General features: G+C 74.2%; 10 protein-coding genes. 5 read left to right on the forward strand and 5 right to left on the reverse strand.

The window, feature by feature from the left end:
- The first annotated feature begins 105 nt into the window (after positions 1-105).
- Complete coding sequence (locus ACQP2X_RS30275) at positions 106-1194, forward strand: helix-turn-helix transcriptional regulator (RefSeq protein ID WP_498687644.1); 1089 nt, start codon at positions 106-108, stop codon at positions 1192-1194.
- Here the strand turns inward: ACQP2X_RS30275 and ACQP2X_RS30280 are convergent, their stop codons facing one another.
- From ACQP2X_RS30280 to ACQP2X_RS30295, 4 genes are read right to left on the reverse strand one after another with little or no spacing between them, the layout of a single operon-like run.
- The gene (locus ACQP2X_RS30280; protein WP_498687645.1) at positions 1195-2157 is read right to left on the reverse strand and encodes an FAD-dependent monooxygenase; all 963 of its coding nucleotides are present in this window, start codon (positions 2155-2157) and stop codon (positions 1195-1197) included.
- Positions 2158-2167: 10 nt separating this feature from the next.
- Entirely contained in the window at positions 2168-3382 is a 1215-nt protein-coding gene (locus tag ACQP2X_RS30285) for a phenylacetate--CoA ligase family protein (protein ID WP_498687647.1), read from the reverse strand.
- A complete protein-coding gene (locus tag ACQP2X_RS30290; protein WP_498687648.1) occupies positions 3372-4466 on the reverse strand; it encodes a 3-dehydroquinate synthase II family protein in 1095 nt (364 codons plus the stop codon). Before ACQP2X_RS30290 ends, ACQP2X_RS30285 begins: the two co-directional genes overlap by 11 nt.
- Positions 4463-5254, reverse strand: coding sequence for a 2-amino-3,7-dideoxy-D-threo-hept-6-ulosonate synthase (locus ACQP2X_RS30295; protein WP_498687650.1), 792 nt, complete (start codon positions 5252-5254; stop codon positions 4463-4465). The genes ACQP2X_RS30290 and ACQP2X_RS30295 overlap by 4 nt, the downstream gene beginning before the upstream one ends.
- A gap of 232 nt (positions 5255-5486) precedes the next feature.
- On the opposite strand from ACQP2X_RS30295, the gene ACQP2X_RS30300 reads away from it, so the two are divergent.
- The 4 genes from ACQP2X_RS30300 to ACQP2X_RS30315 all read left to right on the forward strand — a co-directional run bounded on the left by ACQP2X_RS30300 (position 5487) and on the right by ACQP2X_RS30315 (position 11260).
- Positions 5487-8237: an AAA family ATPase gene (locus ACQP2X_RS30300; protein ID WP_498687652.1), complete on the forward strand. Its 2751-nt coding sequence runs from the start codon at positions 5487-5489 to the stop codon at positions 8235-8237.
- Positions 8238-8318: 81 nt separating this feature from the next.
- Positions 8319-9851 (forward strand): FAD-dependent monooxygenase, encoded by a 1533-nt coding sequence (locus ACQP2X_RS30305; protein ID WP_498687653.1) that lies wholly within the window; start codon positions 8319-8321, stop codon positions 9849-9851.
- A 68-nt stretch (positions 9852-9919) separates the two neighbouring features.
- Positions 9920-10525 carry a hypothetical protein gene (locus tag ACQP2X_RS30310; RefSeq protein ID WP_498687655.1) on the forward strand — a complete coding sequence of 202 codons (606 nt, stop codon included), beginning with the start codon at positions 9920-9922 and terminating at the stop codon, positions 10523-10525.
- A gap of 15 nt (positions 10526-10540) precedes the next feature.
- Positions 10541-11260 (forward strand): Crp/Fnr family transcriptional regulator, encoded by a 720-nt coding sequence (locus ACQP2X_RS30315; RefSeq protein WP_498687657.1) that lies wholly within the window; start codon positions 10541-10543, stop codon positions 11258-11260.
- Here the strand turns inward: ACQP2X_RS30315 and ACQP2X_RS30320 are convergent.
- Positions 11226-12131 (reverse strand): pirin family protein, encoded by a 906-nt coding sequence (locus tag ACQP2X_RS30320; protein WP_498687658.1) that lies wholly within the window; start codon positions 12129-12131, stop codon positions 11226-11228. The two genes, ACQP2X_RS30315 and ACQP2X_RS30320, sit on opposite strands and share 35 nt — an antisense overlap.
- Positions 12132-12382: the final 251 nt, after the last annotated feature.

Below are 12382 nucleotides of genomic sequence, written 5' to 3' on the forward strand. Positions count from 1 at the left end.
CGATGACAGTCAGCGCGAAATGTGTTGGAAGGCCGACTCGGGATCTTCGCCCAACGCGCTACTTCTAGCGGGTTTCCGGAAGCTCGGGGCCGCACCATCGGAGCCATGGAACTTCCGCTGATCGGCCGCGACGGTGAGATCGAGCGTTTCGCGGCCCTGCTGCGCCGGGCCGCGCCGGGACGTCCCACGGTGCTGATACTCGACGGGCCACCGGAGATCGGGTGTGGCCGTCTGTTGCGGGAGCTCGCGGTGGCCGGGCGGCGCCTCGGCGCGGCCGTGGCCACCGCACCCGACCGGATCGTGGTGGTGCGCGACCGGGAGGCGCTGCGGCCGGGCACCGCCGATCCGCACTTCCCCGAGCGGCTGGCCGCGTCGGCGCCGGTGCTGGTGGTCACCGCGCGGCAGCCCGTGCTCGCGACCACGCCGGCCGAGGTGCACCGGGTGGTGCTGGCCCCGCTCGGCCGGGCCGACGTCCGCCGGCTGATCGCGGCCCGGCTGGGCGGCCCGCCCAGCGACCGCCTGCTCGACCTGGCCCGCGTCGCGGCGGGCCGGCCGGGCGCGATCCTCGACCTGCTCGCCGGGCTGCACGAGGAGAAGATGCTGCCCGAGAAGGGAATGCTGCCCGAGCGGACCAGGGCGCGGCTCGCCCATCGGGTGGCCAACCTGTCGGCGTCGGCGCGCCATCTCGTGCAGGCGGCGACGGCGGTGCGGTCGCCGGTCTCGCCGGCCCGGCTCAGTGAGCTGCTCGGCGGCAGCGTGGTCGCGCTTCTGCCGGACGTCGAGGAGGCGCTCGACTCGGGCCTGCTCGTGCCGGCCGGTGACGCGCTCGCGTTCAGCCACGAGCTGGTGCGGGCCGTCGTCGAGGCGTCGATGCCGCACGCGGTGGTGGCGGCGCTGCGGCACGAGCAGGGGCCCCGCCGGCCGCGGTCGCGGATGACAGTGGCGCCGCATCAGCGGACGAGCCCGCGCACGGCCGACTGGAGTCTGCTCAGCGAGCGGGAGCTGGAGATCGCCGAGCTGGTCGGGCTGGCCCTGACGAACCAGCAGATCGCCAGCCGGCTGGGCCGGTCGCCGCACACCGTGAACTATCACCTGCGGCAGATCTTCCGGAAGTTCGGCCTCGCGTCGCGCGTGGAGCTCGTCTCCCTGCTCCGCCTGCGGGAACACCCGGAGATACGGGCCGACGCCGGCTGACTAGCCGTACAGCCAGTCCAGGGAGCCGGCCGGCGCGGCCGCCAGCTCCCGGTCGCGGCGCTCCTGCTCCGGGCCGTCGGGCAGGTGATAGGTCAGCAGCCCCGCGCGGGACATCGCGAAGACCCGCTCGACCCGCGGGCGCCGCACCGCCTCGAACCGGGTGAACCCGTCCGGGTGGTGCAGGCAGAAGGCCAGCGTGGCGGCGTCCTCGATGGCCTGGCCGGCGCCCTGGGCCACGAACGGCAGCATCGGATGGGCCGCGTCGCCGATCAGGACGACCCGGCCGCTGTGCCACCGCGGCGATGGCGTCCGGTCCCGCAGGGAATGCGCGACGAAATCACCGCCGGCCACCAGGCGGCGGGGCTCCGCATGCCACTCGGCGAAGCCGTCCTCGAGTCCCACGCCGTCGTCGGGGACCACCGCCACCACGTTGACGCCCCCGCCGATCGGGTAGGCGACCAGGTGGCGGTCAGGGCCCAGCCACACCACCACGCGGTCGAGGTCCGCCGGCACGACCGCCCGGTACGCCACGTAGCCGCTCTCCCGGGCCGGATCGCCGGTGATCGCGGAACGGACGACCGAGTTCAGCCCGTCAGCGCCGACCACCAGGTCGGCGTCGAGGTCGCCGGCCGAGCGCACCGGCGCGCCGAGACGGATGGTGGTGGCGGTGGCCAGCGCGGCGATCAGGTCGCCCCGCCGCATCGTGTAGTACGGCGTGGCGTACCGCTGAAGGCCGATCCTGGAGATCACCGAGTCGTCGCGCCAGCGACGGAGCTCCCGGTAGGCCGGCCGCGCCGCCGTCGCGAACACCTCCCCGTCCAGGAGTGCGGCCGCGTTGGGTGAGATCTGAATGCCGTATCCCTCGTCCGGGAGGGCCGCCTGCCGCTCGTACACGGTGACCCGGGAGAAGCCCTCCCGTCGCAGGGCGCCGGCGGCCGCGAGACCACCGATCCCCGCGCCCACGACGGCGATGTCAGTAGTAGCGCAGCGCACGGTCCCAGTCCTCACCCGGCGCGAACACGCTGCGCGGCTTCATGATCTCCGGAGGCGCGGTCAGTGCCGCCGCCGGCACGAGCGTGCCCGGCGGCACCGCCTCGACCAGCGCCTCCGTCCGGAGAGCGGCCGTCAGATCACGCACCGCCGCGTACCGGTAGCGGGCGGGGACCTCGATCTGCACGTACAACCCTCGCTCGGACTGACGGGCGCGCCAGAACATCACCCCGTACGAGAGCGGCAGCCGGAACACCGCCTCCTCGAGATCGCCCTGGAGCCGGCCGCGGCCCAGGACCCGGACGACCGGCAGCTCCGAGCCGCACGGGCACTCGCCGTAGGTGACCTCCACCCGGTCCCCGATGTTGTAGCGCAGCAGCGGCATCGCCTCGCGCACCAGCATCGTCACGACCAGCTCCCCGGCGCCCTCGGCCGAGCACCGGCCGGTCGAGGGGTCGTACACCTCGAAGATGGCCCGGTCCGCCCAGAGATGCAGCCGCCCGTGCGGGCATTCACCGGCCAGCCCACCGGTCTCGCTCGAGCCGTACTCCTGCACGACCGGCACCCGCCAGATCTCCGAGATCCGGTCCCGCCGGGCCGGGCCCAGCGGCTCACCCGCCACCAGCATCGCCCGCAGCGCCGGGAACTCCCGCAGGCCGGCGTGGGCGGCCGCCGCCGCCCACAGCAGGGTGTCGGTCGGCAGCGACCAGGTCAGGGTCACGTCCAGGTCGTGCATCAACGTCACGACCTTGCTGTACGGCGTGGCGAGCGACCGGTTGTCGGCCGGGACCACTGTCGCCCCGCGGGCCAGCGCCGCCGCGTGCGCGACGTGCCCGGTCAGCATGAGGGCGTACGGCGTACGGACCATGAACGTGTCGTCCGGCTCGATGCCGACCCGCACCCGCGCGTACCGCTCGATCAGGTCCTCCCAGTCACCCTTGGTGTAGTAGGAGGCCGTCGGCGTCCCGGTCGTCCCGCTCGACTCGTGATAGGTCGCCAGCCGCGACCGGTCCACCGCGAGCATGCCGAACGGATAGGCGCCGCGCAGGTCGCTCTTGGTCGTCAGCGGATAGTCCGCCAGCTCGGACCGGTTGGCCGGCACCCCGTCGCGCCGCGTGCGGTAGAAGGGCGACCTCGCCGCCGCCGCCAGCGCGGCCGGCAGCAGCGAGTCCTGGATCTTGCGCAGGTCAGAGCTCATGACACAGCTCGTCGATCGGATAGCCCACGTGCCGTTCCCGGCCGGGCAGATAGCCGAGGACCTCGTCGCCCGGCTTCAGCTCGGTGGAGTTGAGCACCGCGCCGCCCGGCCCGAGCACCCGCACGTGCCAGTCGTCCTGCACGATCAGGTTGACCCGCTCGCCGGTGGGTGCCACCGCCTCGATGGACAGCAACGGCCGGGTCTCGATCTTCACCCGGCCCACCGTCACCGGCCGGGTGCGGCCGTCGGCCCGGACGGCCAGGACCGTCGCCCCCGCCTCGAGCTCGCACAGATAGCGGGTGCGCTCGTGGTCGGCCAGCGTGTACGACATGATCGCGCCGGCGTTGACCCGGAACGGGCGCATCGGCATGTACGGCAGCGGGTGGGTCTCGCTGACGCAGAGGATCAGCCCTTGCGAGCGGGAGCCGACCAGGATTCCCTCGTCCTGGTTCAGATAGGAGCAGGTGTCCACGCAGGCCCGCTCCCCCGAGCCGCTGTGCCGCACGCCGGTGACGGTCAGAGTGACCAGGTCGATCTCGGGCGAGCTGCGCCGCACCACCTCGGTCAGCTTGGTGGCGTCGCCGGGCCCGCCCGGGCGCAGCAGCACGCCGTCGGGGCCGCGTTCGAGCACGGTCAGGTGGACCGAGGCCTCGTCGATGTCGCCGACCTCGGTGATGATGCGGCCCAGCGAGCCGTCGGCCGCGGCCAGCACGATCTCGAGCGGGATGTGGGTGGGGTCGTGGAAGCGCAGCACGGTGATCTCGTCGGTCCGGACCCGCTCGCAGGCCAGGTCGAGGCTGGCCGCGTCGGTGACGTCGACCCGGCTGCCGAACCGCACACCCGGGCGGTCCCCGGCGGGCCGTGTGGGGTCGGTCAACACGAGGTCGGCGTTACCGAGGTCGCCGGGCAGCGCGCCGGCCACGGCCAGCACCCGGGTGATGGTCGGCGGCAGATCGGCCAGGTCGGCCGGGTCGTCGGCGACGATCGCCTCGAAGCGCAGGTGGACCGCCTCTTCGGCGGCTTCGCGCCGCCACGGCCCGGCCCCGCGCAGGTCCAGCCAGCATTCACGTCCCCGGGTGCTCATCGGGCCACCGCCGGAGTCCGGTCGTGCACGACGGCGGCCAGCCGGCGCAGCATGGCGCCTGGGTCGGCGGCGGTGAAGACGAGCCGTCCCACCGCCACCCCGGCCGCGCCCGCGCGCATGGCCGCGGCCATCCGGCCCAGCGTCGCGTCCCCGGCCGGATCGGGCGCTCCCCCGGCCGCCAGCACCGGCACCGCCGCCCCCGAGATGATCCGGGCGGCCGCCACCGGATCGTCCGGCAGCGCGGTCTTGACCAGGTCGGCGCCCATCTCGGCGGCGACCGCCACGGCGTGCGCGACCAGCTCGGGCGCGCGGCCGTCGCGGACCGCGGGCCCGCGCACGTACATCATCGCCAGCAGCGGCAGCGACCAGCGGTCGCACTCCTCGGCCACGGCGGCCAGGTGGGCGATCTGCGCCGCCTCGGTGCGCGAGGCCGCGTTGACGTGCACGCTGACCGCGTCGGCGCCGAGCCGCAGCGCCTCCCGCACGGTGGCCACCGGATATTTCGCGTCCGGGTCGGCCGCCATCCGGGTGCTCGCGTTCAGCTGCACGGTCAGGGACAGGTCGCGGAACCGGGCCGGGCGGATCCGGCGGGCGGCGCCCTTGTGGACCACCACCCCGTCCGCGCCGTGCTCGGCCAGCTGGGCGACGAGCGTGTCCAGGTCGCCGTCGGCGCGCAGCGGGCCGGCGCCGACCGCGTGGTCGAGCGGCACCAGCAGGAGGCCGGAGCCGCCCCGGCGGCCGAGGTGCCCCAGCCTCAGCCGCCGTCCGAAGGATTCGTTTCCGTACATCGCGGACCCCCCCTGATCAGGTTTTTCTGACGTCCGGAAGCTATCGGCGGGCCGTCGCGGCCCGACACTGCTCGACCGGGTGGCACCCCGCCGGGTGCGGCGAAATCGCAGGTCGGCTCGCTTCGCGGCCATTGACCCAGCCGAATGGGTAGTTGACCCGCGACGGGTACCCGCACCCGATGCGCCGGGCACCGCTTCGTGGTACGTATGAGGCGCGATGAGGACCCCCGACATGATCCGGCGACTGGTCGGCCGGGACGCCGAAGTCGAGTCGCTGACCCGGCTCATGGACGACACCGCGGCCGGGGCCGGCGGCTGCCACGTGGTGACCGGCGTCCCCGGCATCGGCAAATCGGCGCTGCTGCACGCCGCGGCCCGGCTGGCCGCCGAGCGCGGCATCGCCGTCGCCGCCCGCGAGGCGTTCCGGCTCGACCAGGCGGCGCCCCTGGTCACGTTGGCCGGCGCGCTGCGCGACGGCCGGCCCCCGTCTCCCGCGTTCGCGTGGCTGACCCGGCAGGAGCCGGCCGACCCGCTGCGCGCGCTCCAGCGCCTGCGGGCGTCGCTGGAGGAGGCGGCCGGCGAGCGGCCCCTGCTGATCGTCATCGACGACGCGCAGTGGATGGACGAGCTCAGCGCGCTCGCCGTGCGCGAGCTGATCCCGGCCCTCGCCTCCTCGCCGGTGCGCTGGCTGTTCGCGCACCGGCCGCCGTCACCGGACGAGGGCGAGACCCCCGGTCATCAGCTCATGGGCTGGTTGCGGCGTGACGGCGTACAGCAGACGCGTCTCGGTCTTCTGAATGAGAAGGCCATCGCCGAGCTCAGCCAGGACGTGGTCGGCGCCGAGGTCGACAACACCGTCGTGGCGCTCGCCGCCTCCTGCCTGGGCAATCCGCTCAAGACCGAGCAGCTGCTCAAGGCCCTGGTCGCGACCCGGCAGCTGGTGGTGGCGGACGACGTCGGCTCGGTGGTCGGCGACGACCTGCCGTCCAGCTTCGTCGACTCGGTGCGGGAGAACGTCGAGGCGCTGCCCGACCAGGCGGCCTGGCTGCTGCGCTCGGCGTCGGTGCTGGAGCGCCCGTTCACCTTCGACGAGGCGGCCCGGCTGACCGGGCACAAGCCGGTCGAGCTCTATCCGCTGATCGACGAGGTGATGCCCGACTTCCTGGTCGAGGACGCGAGCGGCGGCTTGGCCTTCGCCCACGACCTGGTGCGGCAGGCGGTCTACAACACCCTGCCCCGCGGCCTGCGCGAGCAACTGCACCGCGAGGCGGCCACCCTCGACCGGCCGGCCCTGGAGGTGGCCGGGCACCAGCTGCGCAGTGGCCGTTCCGGCGCGGCCGGCGCGGTCCACATGGTCCGTTCGATGGCCCGCGAGATCGCCCGGGTCGCGCCCGGCGCCGCGGCCGACGTCATGCTGCGCGCGCTGGCCGCGGCCGATCCCGGCGATCCGGACCGTCCCGCGCTGATCGCCGACACCGTCGGGCTGCTGGCCGCCGCCGCCCGCCTCGGCGAGGCCCGCAAGCTGGGCGGTGAGGCGCTCGGCGCCGGCCTCGACGCCGAGACCGAGGCGCTGCTGCTGCTCGGCCTGGCCGAGGCCTGCAAACACGGCGGCCTCAACGAGATGACAGTCCAGTACGCCGATCAGGCGCTGCGGCACGCGGACATCTCGCTCTCCGTCCAAGCCCGGCTTCACGCCGTACGGGCCCACGCGCTCTGCTATCTCGATCAGCTGGCCGAGGCCGACGAGTCCGGTGCCCGCTCCGACGAGCTCGGCCGGCGCGGTGGCGCCTACGGGGCGGCGGTGTTCGGCCTGGCCGGGCGCAGCCTGGTCGCCTTCGCCGAGGGCCGGCTCGGCGACTCCCTGGCCCACGCGCGCGCCGCGACCGAGCTGGCCGACGAGGCCGGCGGCGAGGCGGCCCAGCGCCATCCGCGCATCTGGCTCGGCGGGGCGCTGACCGTCCTCGACGAGTTCGACGAGGCCGAGCAGGTCATCCGCGACGGGCGCCGCGAGTCCGACCGCTCCGGCTCGTCCTGGGCCGAGCCTCTCTGGCATTACTTCCAGACCTCTTTGCTGTACGCCCGTGGGCGGCTCGAAGAGGCGGCGGTCGAGGCCGAGTCGGGCCTCGCCGTGGCCGAACGGCACAACGCCCACGCCCTGGCCATGCCGCTGCTGGGCATGCTCATGCGCGTCTGCGTGCTGCGCGGCGACCTGAGTGCGGCGCAGGGACACCTCGACCATGTACGCCGTCTGGCCGACGGCGGCGTGACGGCCGTGCCCGAGGACGTGCTGTGGGCCGAGGCCGTGCTGATGAACGCCCGCGGCGACACCTCAGCGGCGTTCGACCTGCTCCGCGACTTCTATCGGGCGCTGCCCACCCGCCCGGCCCTGCTCGCCAACGATCCGGCGGCGGCGGCCGAGCTCGTCCGCGTCGCCCTCGAGGCCGGCCACCCGGACGAGGCCGCGACCGCCGTGCGGGCGGCCGAGCGGCTGGCCGCGAACAATCCCGGCTCGCGCTCGGCCGCGGCCGCCGCCGCGTACGCCGGTGGTGTCCTGACCCGGAGCCTGGACAAGCTGCTCGACGCGGCCGAGCGGTTCCGGGAGGTCGGGCGCCCGCTCGCCCTCGCGGCGGCGCTCGAGGAGGCGGCCGCGCTGGGTCGCGGGCGCGGCCACTACGAGGAGGCGCTGTCCATCGTGACCACGGCCGGCGCCGACCGGGCCCGCCGCCGGGTCGAGGAGAGGCTCGGCACGTGGGCCGCGCCCGAGCCCGCCGGCACCTGCCTTCCCCAGCTCACCCCGGCCGAGCGCCGGGTGGCCCTCGAGGTCGGCAAGGGCAGCACGAACATCACGATCGCGGAGACCCTTTTCATCTCGCGGCACACCGTGGACGCGCACCTGCGCAACATCTTCACCAAGCTCGGCATCCGGCGGCGCGTCGAGCTCGCCACCCTCGTCGCGCAGGAGTGTGGCGCCCGAACCACGTGAACACGTGATGTACGGACGACCCGCGCGGCCGAGGATGGCGGATGTATCCCGCCCATCACCCCCACCGCCAAGGGGACGCCGATGCCGACAGCCGCGTTCCGGACGCCGGTGCTCGTGGCCGGAGCCGGTGTCACCGGCTCGCTCACCGCACTGGAGCTGGCCCATCACGGTGTGCCCAGCATGGTCGTGGAGCGCTCCGGCGGTCCACCCCGGATCCTGGAGCCGTTGCTGGTCAACGGGCGCAACATGGAGCTGCTGCGCCGCCTCGGCCTGGCCGGCGACCTGCGCCCGGCCGGCGTCGACCCGGACGGGCCGGTGGACGTCGTCTGGGCCCGCGGGGTCGACCAGGAGCCGCTGCTGGTGTGGCGGCTGCCCTCGGTCACCGACCTGCGCGGCGCGTACGCGGCGTCGGGCGACGGCACCGACCCGATCGAGCCGTACCTGCTGATCGCCGGGTCCCGGCTGGCCGGGCGGCTGCGCCGGGCCCTGGACCACCCGCTGATCGATCTGCGCTCGCGCTGGACGCTCACCGACCTGCGCAGCGAGCAGGAGTGCGTGGTGGCCACGGTGATCGACGCCGAGTCCGGCAAGCGGCACGTGATCGAGGCGGCCTACCTGGCCGGGTGCGACGGCGCCGGCAGCACGGTGCGCCGCTGCGCCGGCGTGCCGATGGAGGAGCTGGGCTCGGCCGCGACCTATCTGACCGTGGCCTTCCGCAGTCCCGAGGTGGCGGCCCGGTGGCGGCACCCGTCGGCGGTGATCACCGGTGGCAGCACCCTGCTCACCGGGCACGACGGTGATCTCTGCGTGGCCCACCTGCCGCTGGCCGAGGGCGACGAGGCGGCCGTGGCCGACCCGGCCGGGCTGCTCACGCAGCGGCTCGGGCTGCCCGGCGAGCCCGAGATCTGCGGGGTCGCGCAGCGGGCGGGAACGCCGTCGGTCGCCCGCGCCTATCGCCGTGGCCGCGTCTTCCTGGCCGGGCAGGCCGCCCACCAGGCCGAACCGCCCGGCAACGACGTCGACACGTGCATCGGCGACGCCGTCGACCTGGGCTGGCGGCTGGCCGCGGCCGTGCATGGCTGGGCCGGCGAGCACCTGCTGGCCGGCTATCAGGCCGAGCGCCGCCGGCAGGCCCTGCTCGACCGGGAGCTGGGCCGGCGGGCCGGGCAGACCCGCAGCCGCTTCCAGCGGCTGGTGGCCTCGGGCGCCGACCGGGAGGTGCTCGTGGAGATCCTGCGGCAGGAGGCGCCGCAGCTCGACCCGGCCGGCACCGGGCCGGCCGGCATGACCGGCGCTCCGGGGTTCCGCCCGCCCGCCTTCCGGCTGGCCGGCGGCGAGCAGTTCTTCGACCGCCTCGGGCCGCAGCTCACCCTGGTCGACCTCACCGACGACCAGGGCGGATGGCCGCTGGTGACGGCGGCCCGGGCCCGTGGCGTGCCGATGCGGCACCTGGCGATGGCCGGGGCGCCGATGCCGGCCGCCTGGTGCGGGCGGCTCGTGCTGATCAGGCCCGACCAGCAGGTGGCCTGGCGCGCCGACGGGCCGCCACCCGACTGCGACGGCGTGCTCGACGAAGTGACGGGCGTACGACACCAGTTATACGAAAACGCGTGATGCGAGGGCCGGAACCCTCCGGCGACGCTCGACATCTCCCAGCGGATCAGGGATGGGACAGAGGGACGATGTCAACAACGATCATCGACGACCTGGGGCAGACCACTATCGCCGGCTGGTACACCCGGCTCGCCGACAACCCCTGCCCCCGGCGCAACCACTGGCAGACGAAGATCATCTACTACGAGGCCGTGGCCGAGCTGCTGGCCGGCCGGCCGGAACGCCCGCTGACCTGGAAGACGATCGTCGGCGCGGCCCGGCCGCGCGGCTGCCGCAGCACGTTCTACGAGGTCACCGGCGTGCGCGCACGGCACGCCATGGTCGGCGAGCTGATCGCCGAGGGCAGCATGCGCTCCATCGAGATCGCCATGCGCTATCAACGGCCCGACCCGGTCGAGCAGCTCATCGACGAGACGAAGGTGTGGTCGTTCTGGCCGTACCGCCAGCATTTCGCCGAGCGCGCCCGCGACCCGGGCGACTCGCCCGAGCCGGTGCTGCCCGCGCTGCGCGAGGCGCTGCTGGCCTGGGCCGGCCTGCACCCGGCGCTGGCCGCGGCCAACTCCTATCGCCCGCCCGCCTGCGCGGTCGAGGACCTGGCCGTGCTGCACCGGGGACGGCTGGCCGCCACCCGGGCCGAGAGCCGGCTGACAGAGGTTCTCCGCCACGCGTGGTGAGGCCATTATGGACTGATGGCCGACCGGTACCCGAGGCGCACCGGCACCTGGCCGCCCGGCACGTTCCTGGGCGGCCTCGCGCCGGCCGCCGTCGACGACCTGCTCGGCCTCAGCGCGCGGCACCGCTACGAGAGCGGCCGGCCGATCCTGCGCGAGGGGGCGCTCGGATCACACGTGGTGGTGCTCGAGAGCGGCTTCGTGAAGGTGACCACTGCCGACTTCGGCACGCTGCTGGGCATCCGGCTGCCCGGCGAGCTGGTCGGCGAGATCGGCGCCCTGACCGGCAGCCCCCGCAACGCGACGGTCACCGCCTGCGGCACGGTCCACGCGGGCGTGGTCACCAAGGCCGCCTTCGAGGACTTCCTGCGCCGCCACCCGACGGCCTCGACTCTGGTCATGGCGATGATCGCGCGACAGCTGACCTGGGCCAACCGGCGGCGCAGCGACTTCACGGCGTTCCCGGCGCCGGTGCGGCTGGCCCGCCTGCTGGCCGAGATCGCCGAGACGTGCGGGCGGGACCACCCCGGCGGCGGCGTCGAGATCGCGGTGCCGCTGAGCCGCCCCGAGCTGGCCGCGATGATCGCGGCCTCGCGGGCGACGGTGCAGAACGCCGTGCAGGAGCTGCGGACGGCCGGGCTGATCGCCACCGCCTATCGCCGGATCGTCGTGCTCGACCTGGCGGCGCTCGCGGCCTTTCCCGCTAGCGGACCCGGCCCCGCGGAACCAGGCGCGTGATCGGCATCGGCGGGGCCGGCAGAGGCTCTCCGTCATAGCCGTGTACGTCGCCGAAGCGGGGCGTGCGGTCGGCCCAGTCGGCGCGCATCTGCACGACCTCGTCGTGGTCGCGGGCGACGAAGTTCCACCACATGACCAGGCGCTCCTCGAAGGGCTCGCCGCCGAGCAGGAGCAGGCGCGACGCCGACGAGGTGGCCAGTCGCATCGATCGGCGGCCCTCACCGGCGTACAGCAAAGGACCTGGTTTGAGGGTCGTCCCGTCGGCTGTGGGAGCGCCGTCGAGGGTGAGGAGCGCGTATTCGAATGAGGGATCGAGGGGCAGGTCGACCTCGGCGCCGGCCTCGAGCGTCAACTCGGCGCCGATCAGCGGGGTGTAGCAGGCGGCCGGGGAGGTCACACCCTCGAAAGAGCCCATCAGGACGGTCGCGGTGAGCCCGTCGCGGGAGACGACGGGCAGGTCGGCGTGATGAGCGAAGGCCGGGGCCATGTCCCGTACGGCATGAGGCAGCGCGACCCAGAGCTGAACGCCGTGCAGGATCGGCGAGTGCTCGACCGGCGTCTCCTCGGAATGGGCGATGCCGCGGCCGGCGGTCATGAGATTGAGCTGGCCGGGGCGGATCTCCTGGACCGAGCCGAGGACGTCACGGTGCAGCACCTCGCCCCGTAGGAGCCAGGTCACGGTCTGAAGGCCGGTGTGCGGATGCGGGGCGACGCGCATGCCGGGACCGCCGGAGATGTCCACCGGGCCGTACGCGTCGAGGAAGCACCAGGCGCCGACCATGCGGCGGCCCTTGGCGGGCAGCAGGCGGGTGACGGCGAAGCCACGGGGGCCGCCGAGCGCTACGGGTGTGCCTTCGAGCAACTCGCTCACGGGACCAGCTTAAATGCGTGACGGCGGTGGGGCGCGCTCCCACCGCCGTCACTCCCGGCCACGCCGCGCAGAAGTTCCCTCACACCGTCATGGGGGGCAAGTCGGTGTGAGAGCCCTGGGTTAGCGCGGTGGCGACCGTTGGAAACGGGGGCGTGGTCGCCGGCCGGGGAGTTGAGGGTCCGTGTGTGTTGCTCATCCACCGTGACATCCCGTAGCACCAAGATCCGTGGAAAGCCATCGTGGCCTTCGCC

Origin of the sequence: Actinoplanes sp. CA-131856, from assembly GCF_050956135.1 — a bacterium.
Classification (GTDB): Bacteria; Actinomycetota; Actinomycetes; order Mycobacteriales; family Micromonosporaceae; genus Actinoplanes.